Here is a 16956-nt window from a genome sequence, read left to right as displayed (position 1 = left end):
GCGATGAGTTAACTACCGTCTTGGACACCACATCTTTGTACTTAACGGCTGATTCCAAAATGTTGTACTTAGGGTTGCGAAAACCGTCAGGCTCTATAAGGTAGTCGATTCAAGACAATAGTGAAGATTTCCACCAATGAATTGTTTGTATAAGTGTGTGGACTTGCCAATTTGAGTCTGGTTGAGGATAATCTAAACGGAAGTGTCCGCCTCGGCTTTCGGTTCTAAAAGCAGCACTTTTGAGAATTAAATCAGCTACATCTATTAAATTGCGGGTTTCTGCCCAAAGTGCTAATTGCCGTTCAACATCTGGTAGGTCAAAACTAGCGGGTTCTGCTGGACGTAAAGCAAGCAAGAATTGAGTTAAAGACAAGGCAGCGAAATCTTGCTGCCAAGATTTTATAGTCGCGATCGCACTTTCTAGCCTTGATTGCTCCCGACAAATACCAGCACTTTCCCACACTAGACGCGGTAACTTCTCTCTGAGTGCTTCTAGCTGTGCTTGTTGGATATGCCACTCACTAACATCAGGACTAAATTTCCGTAACGGTAGCACTGGTATTTCTGAAAGCAGCCCAATATTTTCTAACTTAATATTAGCCATCTGGGCCCCAAACACAATACATTCCAACAGGGAATTACTGGCAAGGCGATTTGCTCCATGTACACCAGTACTAGCGGTTTCACCCACCGCATACAAACCAGAGATATTTGTGCGATTCATCAGATCCGCAACAATTCCACCCATCCAGTAATGGGCAGCTGGCGCTACAGGAATTGGTTCGTGGAAAACATCAACTCCCCAATGCTGACAAACTTTGATGATATTGGGAAAGCGCTGACGAATTTTGTCAGCGGGGATGGGGCGCATATCCAACCATACATGAGCAGTAGCCAAATCAAGGGCAGTACGTTGTAAATGGCTGAAAATTGCTCTACTGACCACATCTCTAGGTGCAAGTTCACCTGCAGGGTGGTAGTCAAAGGCAAAACGCCGCCCTTCATTATCGATAAGGTGTGCCCCTTCACCGCGTACAGCTTCGCTGATCAAGAAACGATCGGCACCAGGTTTAGTGAGAGCAGTCGGGTGAAATTGGACAAATTCTAAATCGCGGAGGATAGCCCCAGCCCTAGCTGCGATCGCTACCCCATCACCGGTACTCACTGCCGGGTTAGTGGTTTGGGCAAATACCTGACCCCCACCACCAGTTGCTAGTACCACAGCACCAGCTCTTATCCAGGTGATTTTACCTTGATAAAACAGGCTAATTCCCTGACAGCAACCAGTTTCGGTTTCAATCCACAAACTCAAAGCCAAAGCTTGCTGAATAACTTGAATATTTTGGCGACGTAATACTTGAGCGGTGAGGGTAGTAGTAACTTCCCTGCCTGTAGTGTCAGCAGCGTGGAGAACACGGCGGCGAGAATGGGCGGCTTCCAAAGTTAAAGCTAAGGCTTGACCGTGACGGTCAAAAGCTACCCCCAAGTTAACTAAGGATTGAATACAGCTAGGGGCATGTTCGGCGAGAAATTCGACAGCGGTGCGATCGCATAAACCTGCACCCGCCTGGATCGTATCTTCAATGTGCAGCCTGGGAGAATCTTCTGGGGCGATCGCTGCGGCAATACCACCTTGTGCCCAATCGCTGGCGGATAATGCAACGGTTTCTTTGGTAATCAAACCGACTCGCAAGGATTCTGGCAGACACAGAGCTGTGTATAGTCCAGCGGCACCAGCGCCGACTACTAAAACATCAAATTGGCTGGGAATATCTATCTGAGACAAGGTATATGGAGAAGTTAGGAGTTAGAAGTGAGGAGTGAGGAGTTAGAAGTGAGGAGTTTTGAATTTTTAACTCATAACTCATAACTCCTAACTCATAACTCATAACTCATATCATTTGCCACTCCCTAGAATCAGGAGTGGGCTGCTATTTGCTACATTAACTGCAATTTAGTTATCTGTAGATACCGTTGTTAAACCGATCGTCTCCCTCGATGAAGGCAGATTCTGGTTCTGTCACGGTGAAGTGATCGAAGTTAGCTTGCAGGGTTTGTTTTTGGCGATCGCTCAATCCTCCAATATTCAATACATCATCTACGCTTTGGTAGGGAGCATTTTTGATGATCAGCTTCGCAAGGGTGGGATAAAGGCCTGGATATTGTTGAAAAGCTCGGACGTTGGTATTATTCAAATCAATTTTTTTACCAAATTCCGTTGCTAGCTTCCTGTCTGCGCTATTTTGCCGCTCAATTGCCAGAACTGGGACTTGGGGAAAAGCAAAACTGTTGAAACTAGCAGCTTGGGCTATCTGAGTTGTTCCCAACCATCCCCAGCAACTAAGTAACAAGCTAAACACTGTTAATAAACGCGCCAATCCTTTCACGATTTTTCTACCTCTTTCCATCAAACAGAAATAAAAGTTTTAAGCTAACAACAGTTATTAGTCATTAGTCATTAGTCATTGGTCATTGGTCATTTGTAAAGGACAACTGACAAAGGACAAAGGACAACTGACAAAGGACAAAGGACAAAAGCTGATAGCTTAGTCAACACAGCAGTCATCAGAAACTAATATACAGCGTATTAATATCCACAATATTTACCGTTACTGGGTTTGACTATACTTTTGCCACAAATTTTCATGGTGGAAAGAGTGCCTGCATGGCTGCAATAGCCTTACATCGACGATTCTAGCAGCATTCTCTGCTTGACGAAATCTTTTCGGGGTGGCTGATTCTACCTCTAAAGCAGACACAAAACTGCACGATTTCTAAGATCGAAAACCTTGCCAAAAAAGACTTGATGCCGATCGATTTTATGTAATATTTCTTAACTAATTAATCATCTACAGCATCATTTTTGATGTGCCGTAGATTGGGCTGAGAAAAGCTTCAGTAAGAGAAGCCCACACGCTCATTGCAACATAAACATATAGTGTCTCCTACCTTCTTCACGCTGCGATCGCAGCTAACAAAAATAGGCTGTCTACCAAAATTGTGCTTAAAACTGCGCCGCCAAAGGCATACCAGTGTCTTTGATTTCGACCTAAAGCTGAAATTCCTACTGTTAATAGCACTACGGCGAGAATTATCGCCCAAGTTTGTCCCCAAGGTGCTTGTACTTGTATGAGAGCATTTTGTAAGATTTGCGGTACAACATCTGCATCTACTCTCATGATTTGCCGCCAATAAGGCATCAAATCTACTATATAAAAATATACATCCGTTAAAACTGTACCGAGTAAAGAACCTAAATAAAACCAGTTACCTACCTTGCCCCAATTCTTTGCCAGACACCAGCAAGCAAACGGTAAACCAATAAATTCCACCGGCAGATGCCATAAAGGTTCCCAACGTAACCAACCCCAGTAAATCGCTCCTGCTAACCAACTCCAGCTAAACCCCAAGAGCAAATCACCCCAGACGTAAGTTGCAGGACGTGACATTAAGGCAAAACTGAGCCACACCCAAAATCCTGTCATCGCTAAACTCAGACTTGGTAGCGATCGCACTATTGGCGCTTCTATAAATACTGGCACTGTTACCAAAAACACCGCTGCTGCAAACACTAACCATGTTTGTTGGGCAGAAGTAGATAAGGGTAAAGAGGGAGAAAGGGAAAGTGTAGATTCCAATTGTCTGATACCATTTTGCGCAGTATCAGCTAAATCCAACTCAGTATCAATAGAAGGGGTAGAAACCCTGTAGGAAGACAGTGTATTATTAATCAAAGTTTTTAATATTTGTTACTAAACTTTATCTTACTTAAGATATCACACTTTAAAATCCCCCCCAGGGGCATTTTAATTATACTAAAATTTCCACAAGCGCTGGTGCAAACCAAACAAAACATTCTGTGCTAGGCGAATCCATTCAAGTTCCACTATGTACAGAACTCCTCTGTAGTTCCTTGTAAATAAGGAACTACAAAAGAGGTGAAAAGTTAGCTGCTATAAGTCTGCTAAATATTAAAATTTGATGAATTTTTCAAATTGCGTTGACTTATTGAGGTGGGTGTAAGAACATAGTCAGCGTCTTCGATGATGTTTTCGATCGGTAAAATTGAGTTTTCTACAAGATTAGGTGCAATAGAGAGTATATAAAGCAACATCATCAGCTAAAAAATGTTCATCACGATCTCTATAACACGAAAAAGGTATTAATTGTATATGGAGTTTATTCAAGCTTTTATTTTAGGTATTGTTCAAGGGATTACAGAGTTCTTACCAATCAGCAGCACTGCACATCTGATAATTTTCACCAAGGTATTTGGTTGGAAAGAACTAGGTTCTAAAGATTTTGTTGATGCGATTCAATTTGGCAGCGTTATCGCAATTGTGGGGTATTTTTGGTCGCTGATTTCTAGTATTGTCAAAGGTGGAATCGAAGCACTAAAAGCCAAAGACTGGCAACGCGAAGAATGGAAGATTCTTGTCGGTATTGTCGTCGGAACACTGCCGGCTTTAATTTTCGGCTTCCTTTTGAAAGATATTTTACCTGAGAGTCCATTAATTATTGGCATCATGTCAATTATTATGGCACTTTTACTAGCTCTAGCAGAAAAAATTGGCACTCGTAAGCGCGGTTTTGAGTCATTGCAGATTCAGGATGGTATTTTGGTTGGATTGGGACAAACACTTGCCTTGATTCCGGGCGTTTCTCGTTCTGGTTCGACGTTGACAACTGCCTTATTTTTAGGATTAGAACGTGCTACAGCAGCAAAATTCTCATTTTTGTTAGGGTTTCCAACTCTTACAATTGCGACGCTGTACAAAAGCTTGAAAATATTCAAATTGTTTCAAGCTCACCAGTTGCCAGATAACATTGTTGCACTGTTAATTTTAGGAATTATTTCAACCTTTATTTTTTCCTACCTATCAATTGCATTTTTGATCAAATACTTAGCAACCAAAAACACTTTGATTTTTGTATGGTATAGATTAGCATTTGGTAGTGCAATCTTACTAGCGATCGCAGCAGGTTGGAAAGGATAATATTCATTAGTCATTAGTCATTAGTCATTTGTCCTTTGTCCTTTGTCCGAAGCAAATGACTAGAGCGACTGCTCGTTTGTATGTAATCAATCTAATCTCACTTCCATTCCTCTCTCCTTGTAGGAGAGAGGCTTTAAATTTTACTCCCCAACGCGACTAGGGAAGAGGCTGAGGTTAAGTCTGTATTAGACTCAACTAAGAAACGCTATAATGCCCAATACTTCGACTACGCTCAGTACAAGTGCCCAATGCCCCATTCCCCATGACTACCATTCATCCTGCTCGAATTACCAAGGTTCTTCCAGACTCAATAGCCGCAGAGATTGGTTTTGAAGTTGGAGATGCGATCGTTGCAATCAATGGTACACGTCCCCGCGATTTAATTGATTATCAGTTTTTGTGTGCTGATGAAATTTTAGAATTAGAAGTTTTAGACGCTACTGGTAAAACTCATAGCCTGGAAATCGAAAAAGATTATGACCAAGACTTGGGGCTAGAATTTGAAACTGCCCTATTTGATGGCTTAATTCAGTGTAATAACCGCTGTCCTTTTTGCTTTATCGACCAACAACCACCAGGTAAGCGCACCAGCTTGTACTTTAAAGACGACGATTATCGCTTAAGCTTTTTGTACGGCTCTTATCTTACCTTGACCAATTTGCCAGAAAGAGAATGGCAGCGAATTGAACAAATGCGCTTATCTCCGTTGTATGTTTCTGTTCATGCCACGGAGCCAGAAGTTAGAATTAGACTGCTGAAAAATCCTCGTGCGGGACAAATCTTACAACAACTCAAGTGGTTTCAAAAAAGACGGCTACAAGTTCATGCTCAAGTAGTTGTTTGTCCTGGTATAAATGATGGCGAACATTTGGAGCAAACCCTAAAAGACTTAGCATCCTTTCATACTGGTGAAGTGCCTACGGTGGCGTCGGTAGCAGTTGTGCCAGTCGGATTGACAAGGTTTCGGCCTCCAGAAGACGAACTTACACCCGTAACCAGAGAAAAAGCGAAAGAAGTGATTTCTCAAGTGCAAAAACTTTCGCAACAATTTCGCCAAAAGTTTTCCTCTAACGTCGCTTGGTTAGCTGATGAGTGGTTTTTGATTGCAGGTGAGGAATTACCGAGCGAATCTGAATATGAAGAGTATCCCCAAATTGATAATGGTGTTGGTTCAATTCAGTTGTTTATCAAGCAATTTGCAGCCGCGGCAACAGAATTACTACCGTCAAAAGTTTATCCTCAAAGAAAATTAACTTGGGTAGTAGGCAACGCAGTAGAAAACGCTTTTGAACCTATCTTGAAACGGTTAAATTCTGTTGAAGGATTAAAAGTAAATATGCGTGCTTTATGTAGTGATTATTGGGGACAGAGTATCACTGTCACGGGATTACTAACGGGTCATGATTTGCTATTGAACTTACAAGGACAAGATTTGGGAGACGGAATTTTACTACCAAATGTAATGCTCAAACATGGTGAATTAGTATTTTTAGATGATATGAGTATTGAAGAATTAGCCTGCAAACTTGAGACAAAAATTTTACCAGTAGGAGGAGTTGAAGATTTAATCAATACTTGTATTCTTTAAGCTGTTTTTGTTAGTCCTTTAGTTTTATAGTAGTTTCCAGGTGGATGAAGTACATAGCAAAATTTCACCCCCGATCCCTATTCTTGTCAAGAAAATGCTTTTGGGGTGTGGTTATCTGTTATAAAAGTTTTTTGAATCAGTATAATTTTAAACATTTCAACTCAAAGCAATTTTTTGTATCAAAATATTTGAATGTTAAATACAAAATTGATAAGCTTTAATTAAACATAAATAAATCTAAAAATATTGCTTTACATTTAATAAATTTTGATGATTGCAATCGCGACTGTTGAAATTATTATCTTATTTTATCTAAAAATTTTTAGAAAAATTCGTGATAAATTATTGTTAGTTTAACTCTGGCGATCGTCAAGAGTAATAATTAGACTTATTGCACAAATACAAAATCTGTCTTCATCCGCCAACCCGTTCTCACAATTTTGGCAAAAAGGGAGCCGAGCCAATTTCAAAGTCCCTCTCCCAAGCTTGGGAGAGAGATTTAGGGTGAGGGCTTTAAAATGCACTAGTATTACTTTTTTAACTCACAAAAATCCTGAAAAATAGATAATCAGAATAAGAGTGGCATTTTTTCTTTTAGGTTTAAGTGAAAACTCTCTGTAATTGCCCAAAAGCCTATTGGAATTGGTAAACACAAAATTTTCTAAAAATCTAGTCACCAATGGAATGAAATTTACAATGTAATAGCTAACAATTTCTATAGAATCGCCTGGGCAATTTGAGTATCCATCTTGGCATTTTTTCCTGGTTTTGATAGGCTAGATTAATGAAGGTAATTCACTAAGTACTTCTACGAAAAGCTTATAGGAATTCTATTTAATTTTTGAAAAGTAAAAGATGAGCTTACCTAATCCGAGTAAGAATCTCAGTAAACTTACTAGGATAAAGCTCAAGTCCTATATTGTGTACTAATGAATTATGACTAATAACTAAATTAATTAATAATGAAGTGAGGAGTCACTGGTGAATTATCAGGAAAACCAAAAAGATATAAGTTTAAAAATTAAAGAAGCTAAAAGATTATTTATTTTAAGTTGTGAAATTGTAGTTTTAAGTTTTTTGAGTATTTTGCCAGTAACGGCGGCGACTGAAGAACCCGTATTAAGCGTAGTGTATGGACAAGAAAATGCAAATCAATGGAGAGGAATAAGCGATCGCTTACAGACAACAGGAGTGAAATATTGTGTAATTTCCCTAAATGATGTCAAGAGTGGGGCAGATTGGGGCGATCGCCGGGTATTATTTTTGCCAAACGTCGAAACATTAACACCAACTCAAGTGATCGCTCTAGAAGACTGGATGAGTAAGGGAGGGCGTTTGATTGCTAGTGGGCCTGTAGGTAGTTTATCATCGCCAGGAGTGCGGCAATTATTGCGATCGCTCTTGGGAGGTTATTGGGGATTCAGCCTTAGTGACACAGAACAGATTCAAGCTGCAAAAACCAGGATTCCAGAATGGGCAAATCAAACTGGACTATTTGGTAAAGTGCGCGGCGGCGTTGTGATTCCTAATGATATGGGCACTGAATCTCCTGCTGTTTGGAATTCCAAAGATAGTCCGGCCGCAGTCGTGACAACTGAGCGTTCCACGTTTTTGGGCTGGCGCTGGGGAACAGATACAGCCTCCGCAGCCGAGTTGGATAATGCCTGGTTAAAAACTACTATCAATCACTATTTGACAGCACTAGCGCCATCAAATCGCACCAAAAAAATACCAGGAGGTTCCCAAAGCTGCTCTACAACTGTTGCAGCCGCGCCCTTAGTGCAGGGGAGCAGGGGAGCAGGGGAGCAGGGGAGCAGAGGGGCAGGGAGGCAGGGGGGTAGTTCATCTCCCTTATCTCCTTCATTGATTCCTCCTAAAACTGCCACTGCTCCCATACCTAGACCTTTGCCTATGGTCAAACCCCCAAGTTCTCAGGAGGCTATTGACCAATTAGAACAAGCGGTGCGTTTGGATGTTGCACCCAACTCCAACGAGCCGATTGATAACAGGCAAGCGATCGCTCTCCAGCAAGAGTTAGAAAATCTGATTGGTCGGGTGGAAAGCGCTCATTTAGCGGTGTTAGCTGATGCGGCTAATGTTGGCGAAACAATATCTGAAAGTGAGGGGAAACAGTTTTCTAGGCATTTGAACACACCCGAGTCTCCCAAAGAACAGCCAACACAATTAGCCTCAACCAAACTGGAGGCGCTAGCTATAACTAAAGATCAAGCCTTGGCACAAGCAAGGCTAATTGCTAAAAATTTACCCCAATTGATTGCTCAAAAAAACTACGCTTTGGCTCGTCAGCAATGGCTGACCGCTAAAACAACTTTGTGGCAGCAGTTTCCTGTCGATCGGAAACTAGCTCAACCAGAAATTCGTGCAGTTTGGTTAGATCGGGGAACGATTGTTCGCGCTGGTAGTAAGGCAGGACTGGCACAGATTTTTGATCGCCTCGCTCAAGCCGGGATTAATACCGTCTTTTTTGAAACTGTTAACGCTGGCTATACAATTTATCCGAGCCAAGTCGCAAAAGAGCAAAACCCATTAATTCGTGGGTGGAACCCACTGGAAGAAGCGGTGAAACTAGCCCATGAGCGAGACATGGAATTACACGCTTGGGTGTGGACTTTTGCTGCTGGCAATCAACGTCATAATGAAATTCTCAATCTTAATCCTAATTATCCAGGGCCAGTACTGGCGGCTCATCCCGATTGGGCAAACTACGATAATCTAGGCAACATGATTCCCGTTGGTCAGACCAAGCCATTCTTCGATCCAGCCAACCCCGAAGTGCGGCAATACTTGCTCAAGCTGTATGAGGAAATTGTCACTAAATATAAGGTAGATGGTCTACAACTAGACTACATTCGCTACCCTTTCCAAGATCCATCAGCAGGTCGAACTTATGGCTATGGGAAAGCTGCAAGAGCGCAATTTCAGAAACTTACTGGTGTAGATCCAGTGAATATTTCTCCTAGCCAAGTAGATTTGTGGCAAAAATGGACAAAATTTCGCACCGAGCAAGTTGATAGCTTTGTCGCCCAAGTATCACAGCAGTTGCGACAAAAGCAACCGAATTTGATTTTGTCGGTTGCAGTATTTCCTTTGCCAGAACTAGAACGGATTCAGAAAATTCAACAAAATTGGGAAACTTGGGCAAAACAGGGGGATGTAGATTTAATTGTTCCCATGACTTATGCTCTTGATACTTCTCGGTTTCAACGACTGGCCCAACCCTGGATTGCCTCTAAACAATTGGGAGCTACCTTGTTGGTGCCGGGAATTCGCTTGCTTTCTTTGCCAACAATCGGGGCATTCGATCAACTCCAGTTGGTAAGAGACTTGCCAGTTAGTGGATATGCACTATTTGCGGCAGAGAATTTTAACAACGATCTCCAAAAACTCTTTAATAGCACCCAAGGTAGAATTCAATCTACAACAAGTGAACCGATTCCTCTCCATCAGCCTTTTCAAACTGCCGCCATCCGTTACACCGCGCTACAACGGGAATGGAAATTTGTTTTCCAAAATGACCAACGACCAAGACCATCTCAGAAAATTTCAGATTTTAACAACCAGGCAGAAGTTTTACGCAGTGCTTTAAATCAGCTTGCCGCTTCCCCTTCTGCTAGTAAGTTACTCGTGGCGAAAGCCTCTCTAACTCGGTTCCAGTCTCAATTTCGGGTATTGATGAGCCAAGAAATTAAGTCGAATTCCTATCAAGTCAAAGTTTGGGAAAATCGGCTCGTAACTATAGAAAGGCTATTACGTTATGGCGAACGGCGGGTGCAATTACGTCCTTTGTGAAGAGGCAGAGGGGCAAAGAGCTGGGGAGTAGGGGAGCAGAGGAGCAGGGGAGGATAATTAATGACAAATGACAATTGCCCAACTAGCTGGATATAAGCTAGTTTGTAATTCTTAACACACTTTTTGTAGTGTTTGTATCCCAAAAATTACTAGTTGTTTAAGGTCAAAATATTGGAAAATACTTAGATAAGCAGGTTTAGATAACTATTATTTGATGATAGCTATCGTGAAAATCTATGCAAGCTTTACCTCAGCTCATCAGCCTACAAAGCTTAGAGTTAAGAATTGACTGTTTGCTCGTAATGGTTGTGTTAAAAACATCACTACTCAAGTAGATGCTATTTCGACAACGGGCTATGCTTACGCACTGATGTAGCACAGGGTAAAAATATCTTGTTTTTTCATCTTCGCAGGTAGTAGGATACTTCACCAGGCATGATATGGTACTGTTTGTAGCTTCTGAAACTAGCTTAAAAACAGCCAATACTCTTGAAGTTATGCATACCTTAGTTATGACATTGAACATGTCAGAATTTTCGGAGAAAGTCTCAGTGCTATCACGGTTGTCTTAGCATCAGTTAGAACTACTTATAGCTGTAGTAAGCAACGTAATATTCTCGGTAATATTACTCCTGAAAGCATCTATATCTGTCAAGCACTGGCGCAAAAAACAGAGAAAACTAGAGATAATGCTAGTATTGGTTCCTTGGAGGTAGAACATCAGATTTTCGTTGAGAGACAATTACTTAAGCTCCAATGGTTACTAGTACGCGCTATAGTACGTAAAGCTACGACAGGCAAATACACTCACTTCATTGAAGTTTATGAGAGAGATTTGGACTTTTACCGTAAGTCTAATAGCGTCATACAGACCAAGAAGCCCAAATATCACATAATCATGACTGAAATGTTGAATGATGTGTTGATTATTGGCCAGTTAGAAGTAGGAAAATTAGAGTATAGACCAACATACTTCAATTTAGTTGAATACAGCCGACAATCGCCAGAACAAATACAGATGAATCTGGGCTATCGGCGCTTGATTGTTTTCATCAGTCAATATAAATTTGTAACCTGCTGCATCGATGAAAAACTTTTGGCACACATCTTGATTAACTTGTTTTCAATTTATATTAAATCTTTCTCTGATGATAGCAATTTCAAGTTGAATTTACTTAGCCAATATAGACAAATTTTATTTGAAATTAAAAATTTGCAAATTTTTATTTTCCAAGAAAATATAGTAAATATTCTTAAATCATTTGATCGCGCTAGCAATGGTGCTAATATACTGGATGCTAGATTAACAATGGCAATTAAAAAATGTAAAGATATCTACAAAGTTAGAATACTTAATTATAAAGTTCATTTTTTGTAATGAGTATTACTGGAGAAAGTTGGAAAATAATAAGATATAAATATGAGGTAATTTATGCCCAAAATATTAATAATAGAAGATGAAGAAGCAGTCAGGGAAAACATTTTAGATTTGCTAGAAGCTGAGGATTTTGAAACTATTGCTGCGGCTAATGGCAGAATCGGGGTAAATTTGGCTATTTCCGAAGTTCCTGATTTAATTCTTTGTGATATGATGATGCCAGAAATTGACGGTTATGGCGTGCTAACAACATTACGTCAAGAACCATCTACGGCAACCATTCCCTTCATCTTTCTCACTGCCAAATCTGCTAAATCTGACTTCCGCCAAGGTATGGATATGGGTGCAGATGACTATATAACTAAGCCATTCACTCGAGCTGAGTTATTAAGTGCCATTATGAACAGGTTGGAAAAATACGCTACTTTAAAAAGGTATTTATCTTCTCAGACTATCATTAATAACTTGTCTCCAAAAATGCAGTTGTTAGAAATTAGCTTACACCGAGCTATAAAACAACATAATTTTCAAGAATTTGAAATTTATTATCAACCAATAGTCGATATTACATCTGGAAAAATAGTAGGTGCAGAAAGTTTATTGCGCTGGCAAAGTCCAGAGTTAGGAATGATTTATCCAACAGAATTTATTCCGTTAGCAGAGTCTACAGGTTTAATTGTTCCAATTGGGAAATGGGTATTAAAAAGGGTATGCCAACAAATTAAAAGCTGGCGTGATGCTGGAATTGATTCATTGATTGTTGCAGTAAATCTGTCAGCAATTGAATTTAATCAGCCAGATTTCATTCATAATGTAGTTAATTTTATATCCGTGAATAATATAGAACCACATGACCTAGAACTAGAACTCACTGAAAGTATGATTATGCAAGATGTCAATAGCGCGATCGCTACTATGAGCAAATTGCAATCCTTGGGTATAAAAATTGCGATCGATGATTTTGGTACGGGTTACTCTTCTTTGATTTATCTAAAAAACTTACCAATTAATACATTAAAAATAGATCGTTATTTTATCCATAATGTTGCTAATGATTCGCAAAAGTCAGCCATCGCTAAGGCCTTAATTCAGATGGCTCACAATCTCAATTTAGATGTAGTGGCTGAAGGTGTAGAGACAGAACCAGAATTAGGTTTTTTACGCCAATACAAATGTAACTCTATGCAAGGTTTTCTATTTAGTCGTCCCTTACCAGCAGCAGAATTTGAAAATTTTTTGTTCACTAATAAATGTTTGTATGTGTAAATATTGAGCATTGGTCATCGGGAATAGAATCTAGTTACTAGTGCTTTATTTTTGAATTGTTAATAGGTTGACAACTAAGAAAAATCAAACTTTTGACTGGCGACAATTATTAAGCCTCAAGTCTAGAGTAGGAACATTGTGTATAGTGTCTACCACCATGAAAGTCCCTGCGCGTTTTTTGCTGCCAGTTTTTTTAATGATTTTGGCAGCAGCCTGTAACCAGACTCGCGCTAACTCAGATAATCCCACACCTCAAAAATCCGTACCTTCAGCCCAACTGACACAGAATCCTACACAGCCGAAAAATATTGTCCGTACTGAAGTACTTTCACCTACACCCATCCGAATCAATCTAAAGAATTTACCAGCACCCTTTGCAACCGAAAGCGCCTCGAAGCGGCCTGAGGTTGTGCCTATTCCAGAAAATCCGGTGCTGCGCGTACCACCAGGCTTCAAAGTCAACGTTTTTGCTGAAGGTTTAGATGCCCCACGCTGGCTAGCTTTAACCCCCAATGGTGATGTTTTAGTGACTGAAACTGGACAAAATCGGATTCGTCTATTGCGTGACAGCAACGGCGATGGTGTCGCTGACGTTCGAGAAACCTTTGCTAGTAGTGATAACGGACTCAATAGACCCTTTGGAATGGCTTTTGCAGGTAATTCCTTTTTTCTAGGAAACACAGATGCTGTAGTGCGTTTTCCCTATACGAAAGAGCAAAACAAAATTACAGGTAAAGGGGAAAAAATTGCCGATTTGCCCGCTCAAGGTTATAACAACCATTGGACGCGCAATGTCGTTGTCTCGCCTGATCGCAATAAATTATATATTTCAGTTGGATCGGGAACCAATGTCGATGAGGAACCCCTACCACGGGCTTCGATACAGGTGATGAATTTAGATGGTTCCCAGCAGCAAACTTTCGCTTCCGGCTTGCGTAACCCTGTTGGTTTAGACTTTCATCCTGTAACTAAGGAACTTTATGCCACTGTTAACGAACGAGATGGTATTGGTGATGATTTGGTTCCAGACTATCTGACACGCGTTAAACAAGGGGCATTTTACGGCTGGCCCTATGCTTATCTAACACCAAACAACCTCGATCCGCGCCAGAAGACGGATGACAAAAGTAAACGTCCTGATTTAGTCGCCCGGACTCAAACGCCAGATGTACTGTTTCAGGCGCACTCCGCAGCATTGGGTTTGCAGTTTTATGATGGTAAAACGTTTCCCAAAAAATACCAGAACGGTGCTTTTGCTGCTTTTCGTGGTTCTTGGAATCGCGATCGCGGTACTGGTTATAAAATTGTATTTGTTCCCTTTGATGCTAAAGGGCGATCGCTTGGCTACTACGAAGACTTTCTCACAGGATTTTTGCTAAATCCTTCTGTACCAACCACTTGGGGACGGCCTGTAGGTTTACTCGTGTTGCCAGATGGCAGTTTACTATTAACAGAAGAAGCCAATAATCGGATTTATCGGATTCAGTATACGGGGGAGTGAACAATTCACACCTTCAAACATTTAAAAATTCACGGATAGAATCTGTTGTCTCAAGTAAAGTTAGAGCAGTTGTTATCAATAGAGACGTTGTGACTGCATCTCCCTACCCAGGTTTATCTCGTTTACGATAAATTACCGATCAATACTAATACTTATCTGGTTGAGAAATTAATTATGACTCCCAATGAAAATAATACTCAGTCAAATATCAACGAATTGTCTCCACATTCAGGTACACGATATTGGGGTGAGGTAGAGGTAATCGAGGAAGGAGAAACCTATAGAATTAGTCGTGTGGAAATCAAGCCCAGGCACGGAATTAAACCACAAATTCATTATCATCGCAATGAACATTGGGTTGTAGTTTCCGGTGTGGCAAAGGTGACTTGTGGCGATACAGAAATATTACTGAATCGAAACGAATCAACTTATGTCCCGGCTGCAACACTACATAAAGTAGATAATCCTGGGCATATTCCGCTAGTTATTCTGGAAATTCAAAATGGTGAATATTTAGGTGAGGATGATACTGAGCGCCCTTATGACTTAAATTTGGTCAAACCTGTAGCTGAAGGACAGTAAGGTTTGTGGGGTATAAGGGGGCAGGGGGCAGGGGAGCAGCACTTCGGCTACGCTCAGTGACCGAGGAGCAGGGGAGCAGGGGACAAAAGAAAACTCCTAACTCTAGCCTTTTCAAGGTGGTGAAATTTGGAACGAAGATTGGTTATTTCCACTTTCAGAAAGCCCAAAATCTGAGTGGAGGATTCAAGATGTTAGCGTTGAAACAACGTATGTTCATTTGTCACCTTGAAAGGGTTACTCCTAACTCCTAACTCAGCACTCAGCACTCAGCACTCAGAACTGTTTTGCCCAATCAAAACCACCCTTCTTGTTCCAGGGTTTCAATTAGCTGTAAGCCACGAGGATCGCCCACTCCTAATAGTGAGGCTTTGGCGTCTTCCCGGACTCCCAAATCTTCGTCTTCGGCAAAGGCTTGAATTAGGGCATCGATCGCTGTGGCATAAACTACATTAGAAGGCAATTCACGGCACAGTTGACCAATTGCCCAAGCACTGTTACTTCGCACTGCTGCTACGGGATCTTGGACTAAGGCTTCGATTAATGGTGGTATTGCGCCTATGACTGCTTCATAACCGACTTCTGCCATTTGTGCTAAGGCACTAGCAGCCCACAAACGCACTGCGGAAATGTCGGTTCTGAGAGCGTTTGCTAAAGGTGCTAAAGAACGGCGATCGCGACAGTTTCCTAAAGCCCAAACTACACCTTTACGTACATAGCCATTCCAATCACTGTTTAGTTGAGCAATTAACGGACTCACTGCTTCTAAACTGGGATTGCGTCCGATGCCATAAGCTGCACTTACTCGGACTAAGGGACAGGTATCTGTTAACAGGCGAATCAGATGGGGGGTAGCACGCGCATCTTCTATATCACAAAAAGCACGTGCCGCTAACATTCTTTGCTGGGGCTGGGGATTTTCCAGCAAGGCTAGCATCACTTCTGGATCGGGCTTTGCCACAACTGATTCGGCAGTTAGCGGCTCTATTTTATCTAAGGGGCTTTCTAGCTCCTCCTCAATATCGAGTAGGCTTAGATCGTCTTCGTCATACATAATTTGATTTCAATCCCGAAAAGGGATTAACACATAATCCCCCGCGCTAATAAGTTAAAGCTTTATCTTTATATTTATATATATTAGTTGGGTTCTTATACATTTTCCTTTCTTCCTCGTTGAGTTTTATCCAAACGAGAACCTCCATAACTCAGATGCAACAGTATATTATCGCTATCCTTGAGTTTATTTTTCTGCACTCAGGAATTTTACCATCCATAGGGATTGGGTTTGATAGCCTAACTGATTATAAAGATTCAATGCGGGTTTGTTTGATTGAAATACTTGCAGTCCAATCTGGCGATCGCCTCTTTGAATAGCCCAATTTTCCACATATTCCATTAAAGCTGTACCAATACCCCGCCGCCGATGTTCTGGTACAACGTAGAGGATAAAGATGTGAGCATGACGGTTCCCATGTACTTGATCTATAGCATTGCCCACCCAGAGGCAAGCTATGGGGGAATTGGGCATTGGGAATTGGGCATTGGGAATGGGGTATTGGGCATTGCTTATTTTTCTTGTCTCCCTCATGTCCCCCTGCTCCTCCTGCTCCCCCTGCTCCCTGCTCCCTGCTCCCCACTCCCCCTCCTCTCCTACCCACCACAAGGGCGTATCGCTAGAAAAGTATTGCTTAACTGTTTGCTCTAAGTGGGAAAAATCCTCGTTGGGAAAGAGATCCTGGTAAGTTCGCTGCATGAATTTGAGCAGCAGCGATCGCTCCAAAAGGGAGCCACGGCGAATAATATATCCAGGTAATAGTTGCTCAGACACTACTGATAT

Annotated in this window: 12 protein-coding genes; 7 read left to right on the top strand and 5 right to left on the bottom strand. The window is 41.3% G+C overall.

The window, feature by feature from the left end:
• Positions 1-109: 109 nt before the first annotated feature.
• The 3 genes from nadB to RMY32_RS17580 all read right to left on the bottom strand — a co-directional run bounded on the left by nadB (position 110) and on the right by RMY32_RS17580 (position 3734).
• Positions 110-1786 carry an L-aspartate oxidase gene (gene nadB, locus RMY32_RS17590; protein ID WP_322710184.1) on the bottom strand — a complete coding sequence of 559 codons (1677 nt, stop codon included), beginning with the start codon at positions 1784-1786 and terminating at the stop codon, positions 110-112.
• 172 nt (positions 1787-1958) lie between these two features.
• Positions 1959-2387: a photosystem II complex extrinsic protein PsbU gene (gene psbU, locus RMY32_RS17585; RefSeq protein ID WP_322710183.1), complete on the bottom strand. Its 429-nt coding sequence runs from the start codon at positions 2385-2387 to the stop codon at positions 1959-1961.
• Positions 2388-2954: 567 nt separating this feature from the next.
• Positions 2955-3734, bottom strand: coding sequence for a DUF3120 domain-containing protein (locus RMY32_RS17580; RefSeq protein WP_322710182.1), 780 nt, complete (start codon positions 3732-3734; stop codon positions 2955-2957).
• Between the two features lie 438 nt (positions 3735-4172).
• On the opposite strand from RMY32_RS17580, the gene RMY32_RS17575 reads away from it, so the two are divergent.
• The 7 genes from RMY32_RS17575 (at position 4173) to RMY32_RS17545 (ending at position 15122) form a co-directional block, all read left to right on the top strand.
• Entirely contained in the window at positions 4173-4997 is an 825-nt protein-coding gene (locus RMY32_RS17575) for an undecaprenyl-diphosphate phosphatase (protein ID WP_322710181.1), read from the top strand.
• 262 nt (positions 4998-5259) lie between these two features.
• A complete protein-coding gene (locus RMY32_RS17570) occupies positions 5260-6585 on the top strand; it encodes a TIGR03279 family radical SAM protein (protein ID WP_322710180.1) in 1326 nt (441 codons plus the stop codon).
• Positions 6586-7563: 978 nt separating this feature from the next.
• The gene (locus RMY32_RS17565; RefSeq protein WP_322710197.1) at positions 7564-10395 is read left to right on the top strand and encodes a glycoside hydrolase family 10 protein; all 2832 of its coding nucleotides are present in this window, start codon (positions 7564-7566) and stop codon (positions 10393-10395) included.
• A 706-nt stretch (positions 10396-11101) separates the two neighbouring features.
• Positions 11102-11773: a hypothetical protein gene (locus RMY32_RS17560; RefSeq protein WP_322710178.1), complete on the top strand. Its 672-nt coding sequence runs from the start codon at positions 11102-11104 to the stop codon at positions 11771-11773.
• A 54-nt stretch (positions 11774-11827) separates the two neighbouring features.
• Entirely contained in the window at positions 11828-13039 is a 1212-nt protein-coding gene (locus RMY32_RS17555; RefSeq protein ID WP_322710177.1) for an EAL domain-containing response regulator, read from the top strand.
• 157 nt (positions 13040-13196) lie between these two features.
• Complete coding sequence (locus tag RMY32_RS17550) at positions 13197-14540, top strand: sorbosone dehydrogenase family protein (protein WP_322710176.1); 1344 nt, start codon at positions 13197-13199, stop codon at positions 14538-14540.
• A 174-nt stretch (positions 14541-14714) separates the two neighbouring features.
• Positions 14715-15122: a phosphomannose isomerase type II C-terminal cupin domain gene (locus RMY32_RS17545; RefSeq protein WP_322669909.1), complete on the top strand. Its 408-nt coding sequence runs from the start codon at positions 14715-14717 to the stop codon at positions 15120-15122.
• 292 nt (positions 15123-15414) lie between these two features.
• Here the strand turns inward: RMY32_RS17545 and RMY32_RS17540 are convergent, their stop codons facing one another.
• Together RMY32_RS17540 and RMY32_RS17535 are read right to left on the bottom strand one after the other, a co-directional pair.
• Positions 15415-16173, bottom strand: a complete 759-nt coding sequence (locus RMY32_RS17540) for a HEAT repeat domain-containing protein (protein WP_322680417.1) — start codon at positions 16171-16173, stop codon at positions 15415-15417.
• A gap of 186 nt (positions 16174-16359) precedes the next feature.
• Positions 16360-16947 carry a GNAT family N-acetyltransferase gene (locus RMY32_RS17535; RefSeq protein WP_322710175.1) on the bottom strand — a complete coding sequence of 196 codons (588 nt, stop codon included), beginning with the start codon at positions 16945-16947 and terminating at the stop codon, positions 16360-16362.
• Positions 16948-16956 lie beyond the last annotated feature (9 nt).

This window comes from Nostoc sp. ChiSLP03a, assembly GCF_034531215.2.
Classification (GTDB): domain Bacteria; phylum Cyanobacteriota; class Cyanobacteriia; order Cyanobacteriales; family Nostocaceae; genus Nostoc.
Note: the sequence above shows the minus strand (reverse complement) of the source record. Positions and strands in the feature narration are given on the sequence as shown.